The 23,557-nt window shown below is 57.2% G+C and carries 23 protein-coding genes; 3 read left to right on the forward strand and 20 right to left on the reverse strand.

Features of this window, described 5'->3' with window-relative positions:
- Positions 1-16: 16 nt before the first annotated feature.
- From dtpA to blr, 12 genes are all read right to left on the reverse strand, one after another.
- Positions 17-1,522 (reverse strand): dipeptide/tripeptide permease DtpA, encoded by a 1,506-nt coding sequence (dtpA, locus tag CDA56_RS14560; protein ID WP_032748929.1) that lies wholly within the window; start codon positions 1,520-1,522, stop codon positions 17-19.
- Positions 1,523-2,119: 597 nt separating this feature from the next.
- Positions 2,120-2,755 carry an endonuclease III gene (nth, locus tag CDA56_RS14565; protein WP_004851438.1) on the reverse strand — a complete coding sequence of 212 codons (636 nt, stop codon included), beginning with the start codon at positions 2,753-2,755 and terminating at the stop codon, positions 2,120-2,122.
- Positions 2,748-3,455, reverse strand: coding sequence for an electron transport complex subunit E (locus tag CDA56_RS14570; protein ID WP_004851436.1), 708 nt, complete (start codon positions 3,453-3,455; stop codon positions 2,748-2,750). The genes nth and CDA56_RS14570 overlap by 8 nt, the downstream gene beginning before the upstream one ends.
- 3 nt (positions 3,456-3,458) lie before the next feature.
- The gene (gene rsxG / locus CDA56_RS14575) at positions 3,459-4,079 is read right to left on the reverse strand and encodes an electron transport complex subunit RsxG (RefSeq protein WP_004851434.1); all 621 of its coding nucleotides are present in this window, start codon (positions 4,077-4,079) and stop codon (positions 3,459-3,461) included.
- Positions 4,080-4,089: 10 nt separating this feature from the next.
- Positions 4,090-5,142, reverse strand: a complete 1,053-nt coding sequence (gene rsxD / locus CDA56_RS14580; RefSeq protein WP_103814329.1) for an electron transport complex subunit RsxD — start codon at positions 5,140-5,142, stop codon at positions 4,090-4,092.
- Positions 5,143-7,329: an electron transport complex subunit RsxC gene (rsxC, locus tag CDA56_RS14585; protein WP_064392112.1), complete on the reverse strand. Its 2,187-nt coding sequence runs from the start codon at positions 7,327-7,329 to the stop codon at positions 5,143-5,145.
- A complete protein-coding gene (gene rsxB, locus CDA56_RS14590; RefSeq protein ID WP_025105826.1) occupies positions 7,322-7,900 on the reverse strand; it encodes an electron transport complex subunit RsxB in 579 nt (192 codons plus the stop codon). Before rsxB ends, rsxC begins: the two co-directional genes overlap by 8 nt.
- Positions 7,900-8,481 carry an electron transport complex subunit RsxA gene (gene rsxA / locus CDA56_RS14595; RefSeq protein ID WP_004102633.1) on the reverse strand — a complete coding sequence of 194 codons (582 nt, stop codon included), beginning with the start codon at positions 8,479-8,481 and terminating at the stop codon, positions 7,900-7,902. The genes rsxB and rsxA overlap by 1 nt, the downstream gene beginning before the upstream one ends.
- 77 nt (positions 8,482-8,558) lie before the next feature.
- Complete coding sequence (locus CDA56_RS14600; RefSeq protein WP_004851426.1) at positions 8,559-8,999, reverse strand: DUF2569 domain-containing protein; 441 nt, start codon at positions 8,997-8,999, stop codon at positions 8,559-8,561.
- Positions 9,000-9,078: 79 nt separating this feature from the next.
- Positions 9,079-9,294, reverse strand: a complete 216-nt coding sequence (ydgT, locus tag CDA56_RS14605) for a transcription modulator YdgT (RefSeq protein WP_004134363.1) — start codon at positions 9,292-9,294, stop codon at positions 9,079-9,081.
- 219 nt (positions 9,295-9,513) lie between these two features.
- Positions 9,514-10,884, reverse strand: coding sequence for a GH1 family beta-glucosidase (locus CDA56_RS14610; protein ID WP_103814325.1), 1,371 nt, complete (start codon positions 10,882-10,884; stop codon positions 9,514-9,516).
- A gap of 96 nt (positions 10,885-10,980) precedes the next feature.
- Positions 10,981-11,136, reverse strand: coding sequence for a division septum protein Blr (gene blr / locus CDA56_RS14615; RefSeq protein ID WP_102803287.1), 156 nt, complete (start codon positions 11,134-11,136; stop codon positions 10,981-10,983).
- Between the two features lie 187 nt (positions 11,137-11,323).
- On the opposite strand from blr, the gene CDA56_RS14620 reads away from it, so the two are divergent.
- The gene (locus CDA56_RS14620) at positions 11,324-12,364 is read left to right on the forward strand and encodes an oxidoreductase (RefSeq protein WP_014838658.1); all 1,041 of its coding nucleotides are present in this window, start codon (positions 11,324-11,326) and stop codon (positions 12,362-12,364) included.
- 70 nt (positions 12,365-12,434) lie between these two features.
- On the opposite strand, the gene add is transcribed toward CDA56_RS14620, so the two are convergent.
- Positions 12,435-13,436: an adenosine deaminase gene (gene add, locus CDA56_RS14625; protein WP_064357284.1), complete on the reverse strand. Its 1,002-nt coding sequence runs from the start codon at positions 13,434-13,436 to the stop codon at positions 12,435-12,437.
- Positions 13,437-13,708: 272 nt separating this feature from the next.
- Here add and metQ point away from each other — a divergent pair, with 272 nt between their 5' ends.
- The gene (gene metQ / locus CDA56_RS14630) at positions 13,709-14,524 is read left to right on the forward strand and encodes a methionine ABC transporter substrate-binding lipoprotein MetQ (RefSeq protein ID WP_004851417.1); all 816 of its coding nucleotides are present in this window, start codon (positions 13,709-13,711) and stop codon (positions 14,522-14,524) included.
- A gap of 86 nt (positions 14,525-14,610) precedes the next feature.
- Here metQ and yedF read toward each other — a convergent pair whose 3' ends face one another.
- The 5 genes from yedF to malX form a co-directional block, all read right to left on the reverse strand.
- Positions 14,611-14,844 (reverse strand): sulfurtransferase-like selenium metabolism protein YedF, encoded by a 234-nt coding sequence (yedF, locus tag CDA56_RS14635; RefSeq protein ID WP_004102619.1) that lies wholly within the window; start codon positions 14,842-14,844, stop codon positions 14,611-14,613.
- The gene (yedE, locus tag CDA56_RS14640; RefSeq protein ID WP_025105821.1) at positions 14,841-16,052 is read right to left on the reverse strand and encodes a selenium metabolism membrane protein YedE/FdhT; all 1,212 of its coding nucleotides are present in this window, start codon (positions 16,050-16,052) and stop codon (positions 14,841-14,843) included. Before yedE ends, yedF begins: the two co-directional genes overlap by 4 nt.
- Before the next feature lie 188 nt (positions 16,053-16,240).
- A complete protein-coding gene (ydfZ, locus tag CDA56_RS14645; RefSeq protein WP_004851411.1) occupies positions 16,241-16,444 on the reverse strand; it encodes a putative selenium delivery protein YdfZ in 204 nt (67 codons plus the stop codon).
- A 183-nt stretch (positions 16,445-16,627) separates the two neighbouring features.
- Positions 16,628-17,800: a MalY/PatB family protein gene (locus CDA56_RS14650; protein ID WP_102803312.1), complete on the reverse strand. Its 1,173-nt coding sequence runs from the start codon at positions 17,798-17,800 to the stop codon at positions 16,628-16,630.
- Between the two features lie 47 nt (positions 17,801-17,847).
- The gene (malX, locus tag CDA56_RS14655; RefSeq protein ID WP_004119586.1) at positions 17,848-19,440 is read right to left on the reverse strand and encodes a maltose/glucose-specific PTS transporter subunit IIBC; all 1,593 of its coding nucleotides are present in this window, start codon (positions 19,438-19,440) and stop codon (positions 17,848-17,850) included.
- A 174-nt stretch (positions 19,441-19,614) separates the two neighbouring features.
- On the opposite strand from malX, the gene CDA56_RS14660 reads away from it, so the two are divergent.
- Positions 19,615-20,643 (forward strand): Mal regulon transcriptional regulator MalI, encoded by a 1,029-nt coding sequence (locus CDA56_RS14660; protein WP_102803286.1) that lies wholly within the window; start codon positions 19,615-19,617, stop codon positions 20,641-20,643.
- A gap of 25 nt (positions 20,644-20,668) precedes the next feature.
- Here the strand turns inward: CDA56_RS14660 and CDA56_RS14665 are convergent, their stop codons facing one another.
- Both CDA56_RS14665 and manA read right to left on the reverse strand, forming a co-directional pair.
- Positions 20,669-22,231, reverse strand: a complete 1,563-nt coding sequence (locus CDA56_RS14665) for a YdgA family protein (RefSeq protein WP_014838654.1) — start codon at positions 22,229-22,231, stop codon at positions 20,669-20,671.
- A 98-nt stretch (positions 22,232-22,329) separates the two neighbouring features.
- Positions 22,330-23,508 (reverse strand): mannose-6-phosphate isomerase, encoded by a 1,179-nt coding sequence (gene manA, locus CDA56_RS14670; protein ID WP_014229579.1) that lies wholly within the window; start codon positions 23,506-23,508, stop codon positions 22,330-22,332.
- Between the last annotated feature and the right edge of the window lie 49 nt (positions 23,509-23,557).

A 23,557-nucleotide genomic window follows, 5' to 3' on the forward strand; every position in this document is an offset into this window, starting at 1 on the left:
GGTTTTCCCGGGGAGCTTAAGCCGTAGCGGTATCGCTGGCTTTTGCCGTTTTATCGTCGTCCTGGGTCATACGGTTCAGCTTCGGCGCCGTCATGAGCATCAGGATGGCGATAATGCCGGTGGCGACACCGATATGCAGGAACACGCGACCGTAAACTTCCAGCGACATCAGCGGGTCAGTCACGTTATCCGGCACCGCCATCATGTTCGCCACGTAGCCGCCGATCAGGTTGGCGCCAGCGGTAGTCAGGAACCAGCTACCCATAATGAAGCCCATCAGGCGCTGCGGAACCAGCTGTGCCACCATCGCCAGACCCAGACCGGAAATCATCAGTTCACCGATACTCTGCAGGCCGTAGCTGATCACCAGCCAGCTGACGTTTACGATGCCCGCATCGCTGGCGAACTTAGCGCCCAGCGGCAGGACAAGGAAGGCGCCGGAGCACAGGACCATACCAATAGCAAACTTCATCGGCATCGGCAGGGTATCGCCCATCTTGTTATAAATGGCGGCCAGAATCGGGCTACCGATAATGATCCAGAAAGGGTTCAGCGCCTGGTACTGCTCAGGCTCGAAAGCGATGCCCAGTAGAGAGTGTTCAACGTTGCGAATCGCAAAGAAGTTGAGGGAGGTTGGCATCTGGCTGTACAGAACGAAGAAGATAATCGCCTGCAGCATCAGGATGAAAGCGACGATCATTTTGCGACGGGCCGCGCCCTGCATCGCGAAGGCTTCTTTAGCGAAAATAACGATGATGCCCAGCGCAACCACGCCCAGCGCCATACGTGCAATACCCTGGTTGTGCAGCAGCCAGGTTGCAATCGCGATGAGAACCACCACGCCAACGATAGTCGCCAGCAGCTTGCCTATCTGCAGCGGGGCGAAGTCAGGCTTCGAGCCGTACTGTTTAACCCAGCGCTGGCAGAAAGTGAAGTTGACGATGGTGATCACCAGGCCGACAAAGCTCAGGGCGAAAGCGACGCTCCAGCCGAACTTCGCCGCCAGCCATGGCGTGGCCAGCATAGAGAAGAAAGAACCGATGTTGATGGACATGTAGTACATGGTAAATGCACCGTCCAGACGCGGGTCGTTCTTTTCATAGCAGGTTGAGAGCAGGGAAGAGGGGTTAGCCTTAAACAGGCCGTTACCGACGGCAATCGTCGCCATACCTATATATACGATGCCTGCATCGTGCCCTGACCACGCCACCAGGCCGTAGCCGATAGCCAGAACGATTGCGCCGAGCATGATGACGCGCTTAGTGCCAAGCACCTTGTCGCCCAGCCAGCCGCCAATCGCCACCAGACCGTAGACCAGGGCGCTAAAGGAGGAGAACAGAGTAATAGAGTCCGCTTCTGACATACCCAGCTGTTTAACCAGGTAAACGGCCATGATCCCTTGCAGGCCGTAGAAACCAAAACGTTCCCACAGCTCAATAGAGAAGATGAGATAGAACGAACGTGGTTGTTTGAAAGCGTTTAAACTTACGCTTTCTGTTGGTTTATTGTTTGCAGTCGACACAAATACCTCTTTTTTTACATCCCATATTAACGGGGGGTGTTCGGGGCGCAATCTTCTCAGACCGCCGCCTTTATAGTTATTCTGGAGGGAAAACGGCAGGTAATGTTCACTATCCTGCCCCTTCAGGCAATAGCTTTGCAATAATCTGTTACACATATTCCATGCGGCATAATACACCGCCTACTCAAATGTTATTCAGAGTTAAATTTCAAGATTTAGCCAAAGGGAGAGTTTTTATCTGTTGGAATCCGAAGTTTTTCGCATAATGGCGATATGTTCGGCTGTATGCGCTTGCATCCAGTGATATAGCCCGTAATCCTAAAAATTGATGGGTTATTGTTTTGGTATTTAACTTAAGGGTATTTGAATCAGCAGGTTTGCACGCAAAAGCGTTAACATTAAATCAACAATAAATTGACCAGGTGATCTCGATCACAAATGTATAGAAATTTTGCCTCTAAAAAAAATGAATAAGCTGGCCGATGATTATATAACCGCATAATCACCCGCAACAGCGCGAAAATGATGGCGTGAATGTCGATGAAGGCGGGGGAAAAGCAGCGTCATCACCCTGATGGATAATGACGCGGTGCGTGTTCAGAGATCGACCTTCTCTTTGTACTCGCAAAGGTCTTCTATCAGGCAGGAGCCGCAGCGCGGTTTGCGGGCAATACAGGTATAACGACCGTGCAGGATTAACCAGTGATGGCAGTCGACTTTAAATTCCGCTGGAACCACCTTTAACAGCTTTTCTTCGACCTGTTCAACGTTCTTACCGGGCGCAAATTGTGTACGATTGCAAACGCGGAAGATATGCGTATCGACGGCGATTGTCGGCCAGCCGAAGGCGGTGTTGAGTACCACGTTCGCGGTTTTACGGCCGACGCCGGGAAGCGCCTCAAGGGCCGCCCGATCTTCCGGCACTTCACCATTGTGCTGCTCAAGCAGGATACGACAGGTCTTGATGACGTTTTCTGCTTTGCTGTTAAACAGGCCAATAGTCTTGATATACGACTTCACGCCCTCAACGCCCAGCGCCAGCATGGCCGCCGGCGTGTTGGCGACCGGGTAGAGTTTTGCCGTCGCTTTGTTGACGCTGACGTCGGTGGCCTGCGCCGAGAGCAGGACGGCGATCAATAATTCAAACGGCGAGTGAAAATTCAGCTCCGTGGTGGGGTGCGGGTTGTTATCCCTGAGCCTGGTGAGGATCTCCAGGCGTTTACTCTTATTCATTCCAGGCTTTTCCCGTCACATCAGACGGCGCAACGACATCGGCTTGTACCGCTTTAGCTTTGCGCTGTTTGCTACGTTCATCGATAAGGTATTTTACCGCCAACATCATGCCGAGGCCAATAAATGCCCCCGGCGGCAGCATCGCCAGCAGAAACGGCGTATCGGTATGAAATACTTCAATGCGCAGAACTTTAGCCCAGCTGCCGAGCAGGCTATCGGCACCGTCAAACAAGGTACCGTTGCCGAGAATTTCCCGCATTGAGCCGAGCACAAACATCGCGCAGGTTGCCCCCATACCGATGGAAAAACCATCCAGCGCCGACAGCGCCGGGCCTTTTTTCGCGGCAAAGGCCTCAGCGCGCCCAACCACGATACAGTTGGTGACAATCAGCGGGATAAAGATCCCCAGAGACTGATAGAGGCCGAACGCGTAGGCGTTGATCAGCATCTGCACGACGCTCACCACCGAAGCGATGATCATGACGTAAATCGGAATACGGATTTCCGCCGGCGTCCAGCGGCGCAGGCTGGAAATAGTCAGGTTCGTCAGGGTGAGCACCAGCGTCGTCGCCAGCCCAAGGCCAAGGGCGTTGGTGGCGGTCGAGGTCACGGCGAGTAGGGGACACATCCCCAGCAGCTGAACCAGCGCGGAGTTGTTTTTCCACAACCCCTGAACAATAACGTCTTTTACTTCGCTCATGATTTAGTCTCCACAGGGAGTGAATGCGGAAATCTGCGCGGGCAGCGTTTGTGCGTACAGGCCGGCGCGCTTGACGGCATTGACCACCGCGCGCGGGGTAATGGTGGCCCCGGTAAACTGGTCGAAGTCGCCGCCGTCTTTTTTCACGGCCCAGTGGCTGTCGTTTTGCCCATGAATCACTTTACCGGCAAAGAGGGTGATCCAGTCGGAAATTCTGAGTTCGATTTTATCGCCCAGCCCCGGCGTCTCATGATGTTCGGTGACGCGGGTACCCAGCACGGTACCTTTAAAATCGGCGGCCACCAGCAGCTGAATGGCCCCGGAATAGCCGTCCGGTGCGGTGGCTTCCATCACCGCAGCCACCGGTTTTTCGCCATCCTGAGCGATCCAAACCTTGTGCTGGCCTTTTCCCAGCGCCGGGGCGGTAACTTGATAACAGCTTTTCAGCAAGTCGTTGTTATAAAGATTAGCCGGCATAACCTGGTCAAATAAGGCTTTTTGCTGCTGGGCAGCCTGGTCTTCAATGGTGCTTTTGGTCAGCTCGTTAATCGCGGCCGTCAGCCCGGTAGACCCCGCCGCAAAGAGGGCCAGCGTGATGCCGTGTTTACGCATGCTTTGTAACATGTTCGGGTCCTCAGCGGTGGCCGTACGCGCGCGGGCGCGTATAGTAATCGATCAAGGGAACGGTAATATTGGCCAGCAGAACGGCAAAGGCCACGCCATCCGGATAGCCGCCAAAGCTGCGAATTAGCCATACCAGTAATCCCGCCAGCGCGCCGAAGATCAGGCGTCCGCGATTGGTGGTGGAGGCGGTAACCGGATCCGTCAGAATAAAGAACGCGCCCAGCATGGTGGCGCCGGACAGCAGATGAATCAGCGGCGAGGCGAGGCTTTCCGGGGAGAACAGCCATCCGAGGGTAGCACAAACGGCAAGGCTCAGCAGAAAACTGACCGGAATATGCCAGCGAATGGCTTTCTGCCATAACAGGAACAGACCACCCGCCAGATACGCCACGTTAACCCACTGCCAGCCGAGGCCGGCGAGCGCGCCGCCGTAGACAGGATACTGGAGAATCTCTTCAACCGCGTGACCGGCATGAAGCGAGGTTTTGAAGGTATCCAGCGGCGTGGCCTGGCTGATACCGTCAATGCCCATTCGCAGGCTGTTCATGTCTCCACCGCTCGCCGTGTGACCTGTGAAAATCATCCGCAGCGCGTCGCTAAATCCGGGAACATTGGCGGCTATCTCATGCGGCGGGAGCCACGAAGTCATCTGGACCGGGAAGGAGATGAGCAGTACGACATAGCCGATCATCGCCGGGTTAAAAGGATTATGACCCAGACCACCGTAGAGCTGTTTAGCGATGATCACCGCGAACGCGGTCCCCAGCACCACCATCCACCAGGGAGCAAAAGGCGGAATACTGATGGCCAGCAGCAGGCCGGTCAGCAGCGCGGAGTTATCGGCGAGGATCGCGGGAATATTTTGTTTGCGCAGTTTAAGGATGGCCGCTTCGGCTCCCCACGCCGTGATGGCGGCAAGGATAATTTGCAGCACGGTACCCCAGCCGAAAAACCAGGTCTGAACCGCGATGCCGGGCACGGCGGCGAGCAGCACCAGCAGCATAATCCGCGAAGTCTGGCGCTGATTGTGGGTATAAGGGGAACTTGCGATTCTGAAAACCATTTAATCCTCGTTAACTGCCTGCCGGGATGCTTTCCGGGCCTGAACGCGGGCGATTGCTTCAGCGACTGCCGCTTTGCGGGCGTCATCATTGGCTGCCGACGGGGGAACTGCTTGTTGCTGTTGTTCTGCTTTACGCGCTTTAGCCCGGGCGATGGCGGCCTCAACGGCGGCCTTGCGCGGGTCAACGGCGGCGGGCTGCTCCGCTGGGGCGTCTTCTGCCAGAGCGGCCTGCTGTTGGGCTTTACGCGCTTTAGCCCGGGCGATGGCGGCCTCAACGGCGGCCTTGCGCGGGTCAACGGCGGCGGGCTGCTCCGCTGGGGCGTCTTCCGCAGGAACCGCCTGCTGTTGGGCTTTACGCGCTTTGGCCCGGGCGATGGCGGCCTCGACGGCGGCTTTGCGCGGGTCACTGGCGGCGGGCTGCTCTGCTGGGGCGTCTTCCGCAGGAACCGCCTGCTGTTCGACTTTGCGCGCTTTGGCTCGGGCGATGGCGGCCTCGACGGCGGCTTTGCGCGGGTCAACGGCGGCGTCAGATGACGGCCCGGCGACGTTGCTTTGTGCCTGTTGCTGAGCTTTGCGTGCCCGGGCCTCGGCCTTGCGGGCTTCGCGGGCGGCAATGGCTTCGCTGTTATCCGGTTTGGCGCCGGAGAGCACGATAATCGGCTGCGCCGCGTCACGCTGCTTTTCCCGTACCCGGGCAAGGGCGGCGTTAATCGCGTCCTGATCTTTCGCCGCGGGCTGGACCGCGGCCTGCTTATGCCGTTCAAGACGCGCGGCTTTATCGCGCTCAAGACGCGCCTGACGGGCCTCAAAGCGTAATTTCGCCTCCGCCGCGCGTTTCTCTTCCTGAGCAAGCGCGTAAATTTCCGCTTTTTCCTGGCGGAAGTACTGCACCAGCGGGATATTGCTTGGACAGACCCAAGCGCAGGCGCCGCACTCAATGCAATCCGCCAGGTTATGGCTGGTGGCTTTGTCGTGCTGCTGGCCTTTGCTGAACCAATAAAGCTGCTGCGGCAGAAGATCGGCCGGGCAGGCGTCCGCGCAGGCGCTGCAGCGGATGCAGCCTTTTTCCTCTTCCGGCTCGCCCATTTCGCTCGCCGACGGCGCCAGCAGACAGTTGGTGATTTTCACGACCGGCACGTCGAGCCACGGCAGGGTGAAGCCCATCAGCGGCCCGCCCATAATTACCATAGGATCGCCGCTTGGACAGAAACCGGCATCGTTGAGCAGATGGCTGACCGGAGTGCCGAGGCGCGCCCAGACGTTGCCCGGACGCGAGATCGCTTCCCCGGTCAGGGTGACGACGCGCTCCGTCAGCGGCTCGCCGTCGATTACCGCGCGTTTCACCGCATAGGCGGTGCCGACGTTCTGCATCAGCACGCCGATGTCAGAGGAGCGTCCGCCGTGAGGCACCTGCTTGCCGGTGAGGATCTGCGTCAGCTGTTTCGCGCCGCCGGAGGGATATTTCGTGGGGATCACGCGCAGGGAAATACCGTGCGTGTCGGCTAATACCGCGCGCAGCATCGAAATCGCCTGCGGTTTATTATCCTCGATGCCGATCAGTACCTGAGCTGGCTGCAGAATATGGGCAAGGATGCGAATACCCTCGACGATCTGCGCCGCGCAATCCTGCATCAGACGGTCGTCGGCGGTAATATAGGGTTCGCACTCGGCGGCGTTGATAATGAGTGTGTCGATTTTGTCGCCGCCGCCGCGCAGCTTGGCGCCGGTCGGGAAACCCGCGCCGCCCAGTCCGGCCACGCCAAACTGGTGAATACGCTCAATCAGCGCTTCGCGGGATTTATTCTGGTAATCGTTCCAGCCATCGCGTTCAATCCAGCGGTCTTCGCCATCGGCATCAATAATGACGCTCATTTCCGCCAGCGCGGAAGGGTGGGCGGTAGAGTGGGGAGCAATGGCCGCCACCGTACCGGACGTCGGGGCGTGCACCGGCAGCATTCTGCCCCAGCCACGCGTTAACGGCTGGCCGCGCAGGACGCGATCGCCCGGCTGAACGCAGAGCTCACCTTCCGCGCCAATATGCTGTTTTAGCGGAATGACAAAACGCTGCGGCAGCGAAACCTGACGCAGCGGGGTACCGTTGGACTGGGTTTTCATTTCTGGCGGATGGATGCCGCCGTTGAAGTCCCAGACTTTATCTTTGCGAAAAGCGGAAAATAACTTAAACATGTTGTTCCACGGGAATAATGCGTACCGGGATGGTCTGAAGATCCCATTTCCAGGTTTCTGTCGTCGGTGCCACCGGGCGCAGTTCAATACATTGCGTCGGACAAGGCGCGACGCAAAGATTACAGCCGGTACAGAGATCGCTCATCACCGTATGCATGGCGCGCGTGGCGCCGACGATGGCATCGACGGGACAGGCCTGAATGCATTTTGTGCAGCCGATGCAGTTCGCCTCGTCGATCACCGCCAGCATTCGCGCCGGTTCGGCTTCCTGCGCATCGCCGTCTGTCGGCTGCGGATCGACGTTCAATAGCTCGGCGATTTTCAGCATCACCGCTTCGCCGCCGGGGGCGCAGCAGTTGATTTTCTCGCCCTGGGTCCCCACCGCTTCAGCGTAGGGACGACAGCCAGGATAGCCGCACTGGCCGCACTGGCTCTGCGGAAGCAGGGCATCAATTTTTTCCACCACCGGGTCATCCTCCACCTCAAAGCGGCGGGAGGCGTACCCCAGAATTAAGCCGAAAATTAGCCCCAGCAGGCTAATGGCGACCACGGCTATCCAGACAGCGTTCATTACAACTTCACCAAACCACTAAAACCCATGAAAGCAAGGGACATTAAACCTGCGGTGACCAGCGCAATCGCGTTACCGCGAAACGGCGCGGGAACATCCGCTACCACCAGTCGCTCGCGAATGGAGGCGAAAAGCACCATAACCAGCGAAAAACCGACCGCGGCGGCAAAACCGTACAGCGCCGATTGCAGGAAATTATGCCCAAGGTTAATGTTGAGCAGCGCCACGCCGAGCACCGCGCAGTTGGTGGTGATCAGCGGCAGGAATATGCCCAGCAGGCGATACAGCGCCGGGCTGGTTTTACGCACGACCATTTCGGTAAACTGCACCACCACGGCGATGACCAGGATAAAGGCCAGCGTACGTAAATAGACCAGATCCAGCGGGATAAGGATCCAGGTATCAATTAACCAGGCGCAAATAGAGGCCAGCGTCATCACAAACGTGGTGGCGAGCCCCATCCCCATAGCGGCTTCCAGCTTTTTGGAAACCCCCATAAACGGGCACAGTCCAAGAAACTTCACCAGCACGAAGTTGTTAACCAGGACAGTGCCAACAAAGAGCAGTAAATAATCAGCCATCATTCGACCTGAAATAGAAAAAGCCGTCTATTATCGAATAAATCGATACCGGCGACAACAGGTTAACTGTGTGGTTATTACGGATTCACAAAGGTCCGCTTAACCCGTTGAGAACGCCTGAAATAGGGCGCAAGCAGCGCTGCGGCGAGGAGAGGGAAAAGCAGCTGGCGCAGCGCGAGCGCGTCGGAAATCGGGGAAAAGGCAAAGGCTTTTACCGCCAGCAGAAGCGTGATCAGCAGCCAGATAATGTAGTGCTTCGGTACCCCTTTCCGCCGTTTAAAGAAGGCGATGGTCAACCACAGCGTGTAGTACCACATGGCGATCGCAAACGCTAAGGAGGCGATCCACAGAGCGAGATGTTCGATACTCATCGCGCTCAGCAATGTGTAAGTCTGGGAAGACATCAGGGCATCAGCAAAAAACAGCAGCGACAATGAGGCGCTAAGCAGGGCTACCAGGAGCCATGCCAGCGGTGCCAGAAGCCATCCGCCAATACGTTCCACAGAGTCAGAAGACATTATTACTCCAAAATTCAACGCCAGTTATAAATAAAAGCAGGGCGGAAGTATAAGCAACTGGCGTGAATGATGACAGTCTTTATTGCACGTAGCGCCAGACGGACTTGGGCACTTCGCCGATGTTGAACAATTTGCCGCCAGAAACCAGCTCCGCCCGGCGATGGTCGGCCGCGCGATACATGTTGACGATCTCTTCGTTATCGGTCAGGGAATAGTTAAGGTGATCAAAAAGTTTTTCCAGACTTTCCAGCGAACTGATTTTACGAAATTTTAATAAGTAGTCCTGAACGGTCATTTGCGTATCCATTTTATAATCGGAATAAATTAAGTTGAATATACCCATACTGAGTAAACCTGTTCTCAACCGGCAGTTCCTTTCTAAGATAAACTGTATGCAATTATTTCGGTTGTAAATACCGGTGACAAGAACAGATGATGTTTCCGGCCTGGTAAAAAGAAATTTAAGAGTATTCCAGAACTGAATCAGGCGCCGGAAGGCGCCTGGGAGAGAAGATTAACGCTGTTCGCCTCGGCTGGCAATAACGTTTTGGTACCAGAAAAAACTCTTTTTCCGTTTACGCGCCAGTTTTTGCTGGTGATCGACATAAACGAATCCGTATTGTTTTTTATAACCGTTCAGCCAGCTCAAAAGATCAATAAAGGACCAGGGGTAGTAGCCGCGCACGTCGGCGCCCTGTTCCAGCGCTTTTTCAAGCGCGGTAATGTGGCTACTGAGATAGTCAATCCGCGGGTCGTCGACGATTTCGCCATTGATAATCGGGTCTATTGCCCCCAGGCCGTTTTCGGTGATGTAGATCGGAATATCACCGTAGCGCGCTTTAATCATCATGATCCCGTCGGTTAAGCCCTGAGGCCAAATTTCCCAGCCCCATTCGGTATAGGTGCTTTGCGGGTTGCGCACGAAGTGGAAGAGCCCATCCACGCCCGGCTCGCCGCCGGTCGGTACTTCAGGAGGCTGCGCCGACACGGTTTCACGGCGATAGTAGTTCAGGCCGATAAAGTCACAGCGGTTGTCACGCAGCAGCGCGTCGTCTCCCGGTTCAAAGACCGGAACCCCCCACAGCGCCCGGGTCTGCTGCAGTAGCTCTTCGGGATAGCCGCCTTTTAATACCGGATCGTAGAGCCAGTGGGTATGGATGGCGTCCGCCATCTCTGTCGCCCGCTTATCTTCCTCACTGTCGGTTAATGCGGTGTGCGGCTGCAGCACGTTGACAAACCCTATCTCCCCCGCCACGCCCATTTCACGAAACGCTTTCACGGCCAGCGCATGGGCGATAAAGACGTGATGGCAGGCCTGAATGGCGCGCGCCGGATCGCGCACCGCAGGAGGATGGAGGCCGTTAATGTAACCGTGGCCGATAAAGACGATAGTCTCGTTAAAGGTTGCCCACAGTTTGACCCGGGAGCCAAAACGTTGATAGCACAGGCGAGCGTACTCAGCGAAGGCTTCCGCGGTACTGCGCGCCTCCCAGCCGCCTTCATCCTGCAGCGCCTGGGGAAGATCCCAGTGGTACAGGGTAATCATCGGTTCAATGTTATGCGCCAGCAGTTCGTCAATCAGGTCGCTGTAGAATTGGACACCAGCCTCGTTCACTTCACCGCGGCCGCCAGGCAGCAGGCGGGGCCAGGAAATAGAAAAGCGATAGCTTTGCAAACCCATTTCCGCCATCAGCGCTACGTCTTCGCGAAAACGATGGTAGTGGTCAACGGCGACGTCACCGGTCGTCCCCTGATAGGTGGTGCCCGGAAGGTGAGAATAAATATCCCAGATAGAAGGGCCTTTGCCGTCGGCATCGTGACCGCCTTCAACCTGCCAGGCCGCTGTCGCGGCGCCCCATAAAAAGTGTTGCGGGAATTTGGACATGAAGAAACTCCTTATCGATTGATAAAGAGAGTGTAATAAAGGCGTATGCAACTATGCAACCGGTTTCAGAAACCGGTTGCATAGTTGCGAAGCGGGTCACTGTTTATTTGACAGCGGCTTCGTCTGAACAGCATCAACGGCAGGCGGGGACTGGTAGTTATCAATATGATGAGCGATAACTAAAAGCAGGGCCGAAACGCCCAAAACAATCCAGCCAATAAGTTCTACAATACGGTTAAAAACGTTTTCCATAACTCTACGGCAAATGGTGAAACCAGACTGAAATGGTACTCAACGACTGAAGTAACGCAAGTGTTACATGATCTTAGCTGCGCAAATGGTGTAAAGCTGAGCAACCGTGCAGGGGCAAACGCGTCGAAGATGCGTTCAGAATCGCGGTATTAGTGCGGCTGCGACATTTCGTTAAGGGGGCAGAAAAATGAGTGACCCTATCCGGGTAGGTTTAATCGGGTACGGCTATGCGAGCAAAACCTTTCATGCGCCGCTGGTCAGCGGTACGCCGGGGATGACGCTGGCGGCGGTCTCGAGCAGCGATGAAACGAAAGTGCTGGCCGACTGGCCTGCGGTGAAGGTGGTGACCGCGCCGCAGGCGCTCTTTAGCGACCCCGATATCGATCTGGTGGTGATCCCCACGCCCAACGATACCCATTTCCCGCTGGCGAAAGCCGCGCTGGAAGCGGGCAAGCATGTAGTGGTGGATAAACCGTTTACCGTGACGCTGTCACAGGCTCGCGAGCTTGAGGCCATTGCCAAAAGCGAGGGGCGACTGCTGTCCGTGTTCCATAACCGCCGCTGGGACAGCGATTTTCTGACGGTGAAGTCGCTGATTAACGAAGGCCTGTTAGGGGAAGTCGGCTATTTTGAGTCGCATTTCGACCGCTATCGACCGCAGGTACGGCAACGCTGGCGCGAGCAAGGTGGGCCGGGCAGCGGCATCTGGTACGATCTTGCCCCGCATCTGCTGGACCAGGTGGTAAATCTCTTCGGTCTGCCGGTGAGTATGCAGGTCGACCTGGCTCAGCTACGGCCTGGCTCCCAGTCCACAGACTATTTTCATGCGGTGTTGGCCTGGCCGCAGCGTCGCGTGGTGCTGCACGGAACCCTGGTGGCCGCGGCGGAAACGGCGCGCTTTATCATCCACGGTTCGCGGGGAAGCTATGTGAAATACGGCCTTGATCCGCAGGAAGAACGGCTGAAAAGCGGCGAGCGCCTGCCGCAGGAGGATTGGGGGTACGATATGCGCGACGGGCTGCTGACGCGTGCCGAAGGCGAGGAAATCACCGAGGAGTCGTGGCTGACGCTACCGGGCAACTATCCGGCCTATTACGCCGCCATTCGCGATGCGCTTAATGGCATCGGCGTTAACCCGGTTCCGGCAAGCCAGGCGATTCAGATTATGGAGCTGATTGAGCTTGGGCTGGAGTCGGCCAGGCATCGGGCGACGCTGTGCCTGAATTAGGCCGACCTGACGAAACGCGCTGGCCAGGCGCTGATTGAGCTTCCCCCCGTGCTGGCACGGGGGAGAAACATCAAGCCTGCTGCACGCGCTGGATCAGCGCCGCTTTTTCCTGGGCGCTTAAAAAGGCGAGCTCCAGACCGTTTCTCTGCGCCTGGCGAATTTGCTCGCGGCTTAAACCGGCAGCCGGGGCGGCGACGGTGTATTCGTGGATAATATCGACGCCCTGAACGGCAGGGTCGTCGGTATTGATGCAGGCCAGCACGCCGTGTTCAAGGAATGTTTTCAGCGGATGCTCGGCCAGGGATGGCACGGTGCTGGTCTGAATATTAGAGGTCAGGCAGGACTCAATCCCGATTCGCTGCGCGGCGAGATAATCCATCAGCGCCGGATCCTGCACCGCCTTCACGCCGTGGCCGATACGCTCGGCGCCCAGTTCGCGAATCGCCTGCCAGATGCTTTCCGGGCCAGCGGCTTCGCCCGCATGTACGGTGATGCGCCAGCCCGCATCGCGCGCGCGGCTGAAGTGATCCATAAACAGATTTCCCGGGAAGCCGAGCTCATCCCCGGCGAGGTCGAGGGCGGTGATGCCATCGCGATGGGCGAGCAGGGCCCCAAGCTCCTCTTCGCAGGCCGCTTCGCCAAAGGTGCGGCTCAGAATGCCGATCAGGCGGGCCTCAACGTTAAAGTCGCGACTGCCTTCTTTAACGCCGGCGATCACCGCTTCGACCACGCCCGCGACCGGCAACTGGTGGGTCATCGCCATATAGCGCGGAGAGAAACGCAGTTCAACGTAGTGCAGGCCGTTGCGAGCGGCATCTTCGAGGTTTTCATAAGCGACGCGGCGGCAGGCTTCCAGCGAGGCCAGCACCTTTACGCCCCAGTCCAGCTTAGCGAGGAAGCTGACCAGGTCAGGCTCATTGCTGGTGACCTGTACATGAGGACGTAATGTGTCGAGGGTGTCTGCCGGAAGGGCGAGGTTGTACTGGCGGCCAAGATCGAGAATGGTTTGGGCCCGGATATTACCATCAAGGTGGCGATGGATGTCGGTTAATGGCAAAGTTAAATCAATCATGGTCGCACTCTTTTTTTAGTTAAAGTGCGCGTCATTGTACATCAGAACGATAAATGGTTAAAAGCGGAGAAAATTACCGAACAATACAAGGGAAAACGGTGAGGGAAGGGAAGATTGCCCTCTCAAAGGGAGCAATGACGAAATCGCTCATAGCAAAACGCTATTAATCATAGACAATCAGTATTTAATTTCGCGCCCGAGATTTTCTATAGTCTCAGGCGCTGGTTTTCCTGCAATGAATGGCAGGCAATTTTAAAAAGGACTCTGGGAATATGATCTTCACGTTAAAAAAAGTCGCGGTACCGCTGGTTGTCGCAGGCTCGCTGCTGCTGGCCGCCTGCAAACCTGGCGAGCAGGACCCCAACCACATCAAAGTGGGCATAAGCGCAGGCGTTGACCAGGAAGTCTGGGCGGTGGCGCAAAAAGTGGCTAAAGAGAAGTACAATCTCGACGTTGAGGTGGTGACGTTTAATGATTTCGTCCTGCCCAACGAGGCGCTGAACAATGGCGATCTTGATGCTAACGCTTTCCAGCATAAGCCCTATCTGGACAAACAGATCCAGGAGCGCGGCTATAAGCTGGTTCAGGTTGGCACCACGTTCGTTTATCCGATAGCGGCCTATTCGAAGAAAATCACGTCGGTCGCTCAGCTGCCCGATGGCGCGCAGGTGGCGGTCCCCAACGATCCAACTAACCTCGGCCGCTCTCTGCTGCTGCTACAAAAGCAGGGGCTGATTACGCTGAAGGACGGCGTAGGTCTGCTGCCCACCTCGCTGGATATTATCAACAACCCGAAAAAGCTGAAAATCGTCGAAATTGAAGCGCCGCAGCTCACCCGCGCGCTGGACGACCAGCAGATAACCATGGCGATTATCAATACCACCTTCTCAAGCCAGGTCGGGCTGTCGCCGTCGCGCAACGGCCTGTTTGTGGAAAGCAAAGATTCCCCTTACGTGAATATTTTCGCCAGTCGTATCGAAAATAAAGACAGCGAAAAGGTGAAAAACCTGGTGAAGGCCTACCAGAGCGATGAGGTGGCCGCGGCAGCAGAGCAGCTTTACAAAGGCGATGCGGTTAAGGGCTGGTAATCGTTGACGTTTTCAGGCCCGTGACGCGCGGGCTAGCGCATGTGATGCGGAAGACAGCCGGTAGCCCACTACCGGCTTTTTTCTGGCTATTTTTGAATCAAATAGCGGATGGTTGGCCCATCCTGCTGAATGTCGAGCACGGTATAGCCGTGGTTTTTGGCATCCAGCGGGATGTTGTTAATCGACTGCGGACAGTCGCTGACCACTTCCAGAATCTCGCCTTTCTTCAGCGAAGGCATGGCTTCGAGCGTGGCGATGGCCGGATAGGGGCAGGGTTCGCCAACCATATCGAGGCGATAATCGGGGACCAGAGTTTTCATGCGCTTTCCTTAACGGTCGAGGGGGCGAGAGACTGGCGGCGGAAAAACCGTTTTTCCCAGCCAATCACCAGAATCAGCGCGATCAGCAGCAGGAGATAGGTCACCAGCAGGCCGCCGAATGGCCCGAAGGTCGCCAGCAGGTTGATTTTATCCCAGCTTGTGGCCAGCGCCGGAGAGAGCCCGTCCCAGTAGTAGGCGAGGATCGTTGAACCGATAACGTTGCCCAGCCCGACCCACCAGTAGTGCACCTGACCTTCCACCGCGCGGTACATCCAGCCGGTTTCGCAGCCGCCCGCCAGGACGATGCCAAAGCCAAACAGCAGGCCGCCGATAACCGCGTTGGGCCCCGCCCACATGATTTTCGGCTCCATACCCAGCTGCACGTAGCTGAAGATCCCAATAGCGCTGGCGGCCATGCCGAAAATAATCGCCTTCGCCATATTGGTACGTCCGGTGATCCACATATCGCGAAAGGCGGAGGTGAAGCAGATCTGCGCCCGCTCGATGAGCAGGCCAAATCCGACGCCAAACAGCAGCGCCAGGCCGAGCTTCGGCCGATCGGCCGCGGTGAGCAGGCCCCAGGCGATCATGGCGAAAAAGACCACCATGCCGAGACGGAACCGGCGCCGCGCCTGGTCAGGTTTTTGCGTCAGCGGCGAGGCCTGGGACACTTTCTGCATTTTTACCGGAATACGGAAGATGGGCAGTAAGGTAAAGCGCGCGCCGAACCAGGTTCCGATAGCGGTAGCGATGGCAAAGAACCAGGCGTGCAGAGAAAACTGTGGGATACCGGTAAAAAATGCGGCCAGATTGCAGCCCATCGCCAGACGGGCGCCGAAACCGGCGATGATTCCCCCGGCGACGGCCTGCAGAATGCGGATCCGGCTGCGGGGGAAGCGCAGCTTGACGTTATTCGCCCACAGCGCGGCGGCGAAACAGCCGCCGAACATGCCGATGATCATCATGCCGTCGATACGGGTGAGCGGGGTGCCCTCGAGATGAATGAGCTTATAGTAGCCCCACTCTTCGCTGTGCACGCCGACGAGCTGCAGCAATTGCCCACCCCAGCGGGTGAATTCGCCGGTGACGGCCCAGAAGGTGCCGGTAATGCCAAAGTAGTAGGTTGAGAGAATACCCGCGGCGATAACGGCGGGGACGGGCGACCAGAATTTAATCAGCCACGCCTGTTTGAACTGTTGCCATGTCATGAAGATGCCTCTGAACTCAGAAGGTATATTACCCGTAGCGGGTAGAAGAGGGGCGATAATACGCTGCTTATTAATGTAAAACGCTCGATGGGATCAAATTGAACGATAAAGAGAATATCAAAGGCCACGCTTGGGTGGCCTTTTACGCCTGCGGATCCGCGGTCAGATATTGATGACGGATATTGCGATTAATTAAAGCCCAGGCGAATAAGGTTTAGCGGGCAATATAAACCCTGATGTCCGTCTATTTCCACGCAGTCCGCCCGGCGGAGCTGCTCCGCGGTTTTACCCTCGGCGTGGATGGCTTTGATGACGCCCGTCGCGCCGCTGTCGGCCACCATAACCATGCTGCCGGTAGCGATAGCGTTACGGTTACGATCGTAGGTGTTCATATTTTTTCCTCCTGGTGAATATTTTGACGGGAATTAAAAACGGCATTTAAATACACCTTTGTGAAATAGCGTTTTTTGAGTCTCGTCAAAATATCGTTTTATTGTGCGGGGAGGACGGATGAGTGAGCGGAGAGTCAGCGGTAGCGGACAGGCCGCTACCGCGTTGGCGGCCAGCGAAAACAGTTAGCGCAGCGAGCCCAGGGCGGCAATTAATCCCTGCACGCCTTTTTCCAGCTTTTCACGTGGGCAGCCGGCATTCAGGCGGACAAAACCCTTACCTTCATCGCCGTAGGTGTCCCCTGGCATAATGGCGACCTTCTGTTCCTCAATAAGTGCTTTTTGCAGGGCGCGATCGTCCACCGCCAGCGGGCGCAGGTCAATCCACGCCAGGTAAGTCGCCTGCGGCGGCTGCCAGTTTAGCTCGGGAAACGCCTGATTCAGTTCGCGCACGATGTAGCGCATATTCTCCTGCAGATAGGCGCGCAGGGCATCCAGCCAGGCGGCGCCCTCGCGATAGGCGGCGATATGCGCCACCAGCGCCGGTACGGAAGGGGAAGAGAGGCCATCGCGGGCCTTGAGCGCGTGCAAATAGCTTTCGCGCGTCGCGGGATCGTCAATCAGCCCGTATGCGCCGGTAAACGCCGGAATGTTGAAACTTTTCGATCCGGAGGTGAACAGCGCCCAGGGACTGCGCGCCACCTCGCACCACGGGATGTGCTGATGTTCGTCCCACACCATGTCCATGTGGATCTCGTCGCTAATTACCTTTACGCCGTGCTTCTCGCACAGCCGCGCCATGGTTTCCAGCTCTTCGCGGGTCCATACCTTGCCGGTGGGGTTATGCGGACTGCACAGCAGCAGCACGGTATTACGCGGCTGAGCCAGTACCCGTTCCAGCTGCGCCATATCGCAGCGCCACTGATGGTTGTCGAGGGAGAGCGGAACCGCCGCGACGCGCCGCTGGTTGCCTTCAATGGTTTTATAAAAGGCATCGTAGGCCGGAGTGTGTACCACAATACCGTCACCCGTTGCCGACCACTGACGAATCATCTCCGCCACCATATAGATAACCGACGGCCCGTAAACAATTGCTTCGCGGTCGATTGGGCTATGAAAACGGCTGGCGAACCAGTGGCTCACCGCGCCGAGGAATTCATCGTTTTTCCAGCGGCTGTAGCCAAAAACGCCGTGCGCCAGGCGTTTGCTGACGGCATCGATGATGCAGGGGGCGGTGGCGAAATCCATGTCGGAGATCGTAAAAGGCAGCAGGTCGGCCGCGCCAAAACGGTCGGCGACGTAATCCCACTGGGTACACCAGGTGCCGTGACGGTCGACCGGCGTTGAAAAATCAAACATCTGCACTTCCTTCATCATGTCCCCCTCCTGTACGGAGGGGGCGGAGCCTATGCTTCGACGGTATTCATCAGGACAGCCATTTCATCTTTTACCGACTGCACCTGCGGGCCAATCACCACCTGCAGGTTGTGCTGGTTAAGCTGCACCACGCCGATGGCGCGATTCGCTTTCAGCGCGGCGCTGTCGACTTTGCTCATGTCGTTAACCGACAGACGCAGGCGGGTGATGCAGTTATCGAGCGAAACGATATTTTCCGCGCCGCCGAGCGCGGCCAGAATCGCCGGAACGTTATAGCCTGATTTTCCGGTCACGCCGGTGACGGCCTTTTCGAAAGCGCTATTGGTTTCAATATCGCGTCCCGGGGTTTTCAGGTTAAAACGGGTGATAGCGAAACGGAAGATACCGTAGTAAACCGCAAACCAGATGGCCGCGACCACCGGTACCAGATACCACTTGGTTGACAGACCGTGCAGAATGCCGAACACCACAAAGTCGATAACGTTGCCGTCAGTGTTGCCGATAGTCACGCCCAGAATGGCCATCATGGTAAAGCCCAGTCCGGTGAGGAGCGCGTGGATAACGTACAGCACCGGGGCGACGAACAGGAATAAAAATTCCAGCGGCTCGGTCGTGCCGCCTACCACGCAGGCAATAACGCCGGAAATCAGCAGCCCCTTAATTTTATGGCGGTTTTCCGGGCGAGCGCAGTGGTACATCGCCAGCGCCGCTCCCGGCAGGCCACCGAGGAAGGCCGGCATTTTGCCTTGCGAGAGGAAACGGGTCGCGCTTTCGGAGAAGCCGTGGGTGGTGGGGCAACTGAGCTGGGCCTGGAAAATGGTCAGCGCGCCGCTGACGCTATGGCCGCAAACGTCCATGGTTCCCCCCGCCTCGGTAAAGCGGATCAGCGCCACCAGAATATGGTGCAGGCCGAAAGGCAGCAGCAGGCGCTCTCCGGTACCGAAAATCATCGGTCCGAAATCTCCCGCGCTATTGATGACGTGACCGAGGGCATTAATCCCCATGGCGAAGACGGGCCAGATCAGCGGAATGACCAGACCGACCAGGCCGAGAACCACGGTGGTGATAATCGGTACAAAGCGGGTGCCGCCAAAAAAGGCCAGCGCGTCGGGCAGGCGGATATTGTGAAAACGCTCATGCAGCATCCAGACGATGATCCCGGCGATCACCGCGCCGAGGATCCCGGTGTCGATCGATTGAATGCCGATAATATTCTGGATGTTGTTCGCTTTGAGGACGGCGGCATCGGTGGTCGGCAGAATGCCTTTGGCCGTCAGCCAGAAGTTAACCGCCAGATTCATCACGGCATAGCCGACAAAACCGGCAAACGCGGCGACGCCTTTGTTTTCCCGGGCCAGTCCTAGCGGAATGGCGATACAGAACATCACCGGCAGAAAGCTGAAGGCGAAGGAGCCGACTTTGCCCATCCAGATGAATACGGCCTGCAGCAGCGGCACGTCCAGCCACGGCAGGAGCGTCAGGACATCATGGCTGCTCAGAGAGCTGCCGATCCCCAGCATGATCCCGCAAAAGGAGAGCAACGCCACGGGTAACATGAAGGTTTTCCCTAACTGCTGGAAAAACTCCCACAGGGTAATTTTGGTTGCTGTTTTCGCCGTCATAACACGAATCCTGGTTCTTTAAGTTATCGGTAGGATGTAACGCCACGGAAAGATAAAACGTTTTACCAAATTTTAGTGCGATAAAAATCACATATTCCGGCGATAATAACGTTTATAAAGAGAGTATCTTGATAAAACGTTTTATCGACAGCCAAAGGGAGTCGGCCTGCAGTTATGGCTATCGCGAAAAAAATCACCATTAATGATGTCGCCCAGGCGGCGGGCGTGTCGGTCAGTACGGTATCGCTGGTGCTGAGCGGCAAGGGGCGTATTTCGTCGGCCACCGGCGAGCGCGTCAATCATGCCATTGAACAGCTGGGCTTCGTGCGCAACCGCCAGGCGGCGTCGCTGCGCGGCGGCCAGAGCGGCGTTATTGGCCTGATCGTCAGCGACTTATCGAAGCCTTTCTACGCGGAGATGACCGCCGGATTGACCGACGCGCTTGAGTCGCAGGGCAGAATGGTGTTTCTCACCCAGGGGGGGCACAGCGGTGAAAAAATGCTCCAGCGTTTTGATACCCTGGTGGCGCAAGGGGTCGACGGCGTGGTGATTGCCGGGGCGATCGACCAGGGAGCGGAGCTGCGCGATCGCGCGGCGCAAGCTGGAATGCCGCTGGTGTTTGCTTCCCGCGCCAGCTATCTCGACGATGTCGACCTGATCCGCCCGGATAATATGCAGGCGGCGCAGATTGTCACCGAGCACCTGATCCGCCGCGGCCATCAGCGCATTGCCTGGCTGGGAGGGCAGAGCTCGTCCCTGACGCGCGCCGAACGGGTAGGCGGCTACTGCGCCACCCTGCTGAAGTATGGCCTGCCGTTTCATAGCGAGTGGGTGTTGGAGTGCGAGTCGAGCCAGAAGCAGGCGGCAGAGGCGATGGCGGCGCTGCTGCGGCAAAACCCAACGATTAGCGCGGTGCTGTGCTACAACAGCGTGATTGCCACCGGGGCGTGGTTTGGGCTGATGCGCGCCGGGCGCCAGAGCGGCGAAGCTGGCGTCGAAAGCTATTTTGAACAGCGGGTCGCGCTGGCGGCCTTTGCGGAGTTACCCGAGGAGGCGCTGGACGATCTGCCGCTGACCTGGGTGACGACGCCCGCCCGGGAGCTGGGGCAAAGCCTCGCGGAGTGTATTTTACGGCGTATGGAAGAGAGACAGGGCGCGGCGAGAAACCAGATTATTTCTCCCCGGCTGATTACCCGAAAATAGCCCCTGGGCAGGGGCTATTTGCCGTTTATTGCTGCGGCGCGGCGGGTGGCACCACGTCTTGCGGCGCGTCATCTTGCGGCTGAGTTTCCTGCGGCGCTGCGGGTTCAGAGACGGCGGGAAGCGCTAAACCGAACATTCCGGCAAACTCATCCAGCGGCATTTTCTGTCCGTTCAGCGTAACCTGGCCGTCAGCGTACTGCAGACTTGAGGTAATGGCGTTATCTTCCATGGTGGTGATGCGGAACATCTGCCCCATCGCCGCCAGGCCTTTCACCTGCTGATCCGCAAGCTTAGCGGCGTCGGCGGGCTGATAGCCTTCCAGCCCGGCAATCTGGGTCATAAACGCCGTCGCCATATCCACCGGGATCACCAGCTTGCCGTCGAGCGATTTAACGCTACGATCCACTTCATCCGCCAGCGTCTGCGGCGGCGTGGTGGTCAGCGACGGGTCTTTGAGCAGAATCGAAAGATTCAGGGTGGTTTCCCCCTTCGCATTGCGCCAGCTCAGCGGCGAAATGGTCAGAGACGGGCTGCCTTTCAGCATCATCGGCAGCGCGCTAAAGAAGGTCTGCGTCAGCGCCTGCTGATAGAGCTCAGGATTCTGCGCCAGCTGCGGATCCGCCATCAGCGCCTGCGCTTCAGCGTTGTATTTTTGGCTGAACTGATGGAAGGCTTCGCCATCAATATTGTCCAGCTTCAGCGTCAGCCGGCCGCTACCGATATCCTGATTTTGCAGCTTGAGGCTATTGACCGTGTAGTCCAGCTGGCTGTTAATACCTTTACCGTCGGCAGTCAGCGACGAATTGCCGTCAATTTTCATCCCTTCGAACAGCGCCAGCTCTTTGCCTTCAACGCCAATCGCCAGCTTGTCCAGCGAGATAGCCTGTTTACCGATACGCTCGTTGAAGCTGGCCATTTCGGTAGAGCCGTCGGTTTTCAGGTTATTAAAGGTGAGCTGAACTTTCTGGTTGTACTCGTTAACCGCGTTAATCTGCCCGCTACCGGCTTCGCCGCTCAGGCTGAGGGTTTTCCCTTCGCGGTCAGCGTCCAGCTGGAACTGTCCGCCGCTGAAGGTCACCTTCTCATCGCCTTTCGCGTAATCAAGCGGGTTGAGCACAATAGCGGATGTGTTGTCGCCGCTATAAGCGATACGGGTATCAATGGTGAACGGCGTTTCGCCTTTAGCGATGTCGAACAGCGCCTTGCTGGCGTCGTTATTGGTCAGGGTGGTTTTGACGGACGCCATCGCCGGGGCGAGGTTAAAGGATTTGAGCGAAGCCAGCGGGAAAGGGCCGTGATCGACGACTTCATCAAACACCAGCGACTGTCCGGCGGCAAGCCAGCGGGGCGCTTTGCCGGCAGCAGGCTTCAGCACCAGCTGTAAATGGCTGCGGAACAGCCCGCGCTGATAGCCCTGATACGTCAGCTCCACGCCAGCCTGCGGCGCGCTGCTTTGCAGCTGAGCATTAGCCTGCTGCACCATGTCGGCAATGCGGCTTTCCAGCTGCTTCCCCGTATACCACGCGCCGCCCGTCCAGACGACGCCCAGCGCAATGATAACTCCTGCTGCGACCAGCGATTTTTTCATAGCATTTGTCCATAAATGAAACCAGGCGGATCGGGCCGCCTGGTTGTGTTGTCATGATGGGTGAAAGTCTAGCAACTGTGGCTAAAAAGTTCAGTAACTTACTGGAGCTTATTAAACACGCGCGCCACGCGGCCGCGGCCGCTGACCTGCACCGGTGATTCATTACAGCCGATAAACGCGGATTCACCCGGCTTCAGCGTCAGGCGCTGTTCGCCTTTGGCAATCGTCGCCTCACCCTCGACGCAGAACAGGATCGCCGCGCTCTGCTGGGCGATGGTTGACGCCTGCGCTGACAGGTCGTGCAGCGAGAAGGCAAAATCGTCAACCGGGATGGGGAAGTCCAGCTCCGCGCCGTGAATTACCGGCTGGGTCAGCAGTTGGCCCGCGGGTTTTGGCTCAAATTTGACGTTCGCCACCAGTTCCGGAATATCGATATATTTCGGCGTCAGGCCCGCGCGAAGCACGTTGTCAGAGTTGGCCATCACTTCCAGCGCCACGCCCTGCAGGTAGGCGTGCGGGGTTTCCGCAAACAGGAACATCGCCTCTCCGGGATTCAGTTTGACCACGTTGAGCAGCAGCGGAGAGAAGAGGCCGCTATCGTCCGGGTAGAACTCGGCGATCAGGCGGATAGTCTGCCAGGGCTCACCCTGTTCGCTGTCCAGCGCCGCCTGCAGCGCCCGTAAGGCGTGCGCTTTTTCATCGCCTTTCATGTTCAGCAGGCTGGCGAACAGCTGGCTCAGATGCCCGGCGTCAGGCTGCGCAAGGAACTGGGCAATCGCCGGATGCGCATCGGCAACCGGCTGCAGCAGGGTGACGATTTCGGCAAACTCGCGGAAGGCGTTCATGGCGAGGAACGGCGTTAAGGCGAAAACCAGCTCCGGCTTGTGGTTCGGATCTTTATAGTTACGTTCGGCGGCATCAAGCGGGATCCCGGCAGCGTTCTCTTTGGCAAAACCGATTTCCGAGGCCTGCTTGTTGGGGTGCACCTGGATAGAGAGCGGCTGCGCGGCGCACAGAACTTTGAACAGGAACGGCAGTTCGCCAAAACGCTCGGCGACTTTCGCGCCAAGCAGGGTTGCTTTATCGCTTTCGATCGCGTCGCGCAGGGAGCGCGGCGTCCCGCTATTATCCACAATCTGCGAGCTGCTTTTGGGATGGGCGCCCATCCACAGCTCCGCCATCGGCAGGTTGTCCGGGTTAGCAATCCCATAAAGTTCGGTTAAGGCGGTATGGCTTCCCCAGGCGTAGTTTTGCACTGAGTTAATGAGCTTTTGCATTCTCAATCCCTGTTTCCACTTAATAGTCATGGCACTATTAAACCAGCAA

The organism is Klebsiella michiganensis (genome assembly GCF_002925905.1).
GTDB classification, from domain to species: domain Bacteria; phylum Pseudomonadota; class Gammaproteobacteria; order Enterobacterales; family Enterobacteriaceae; genus Klebsiella; species Klebsiella michiganensis.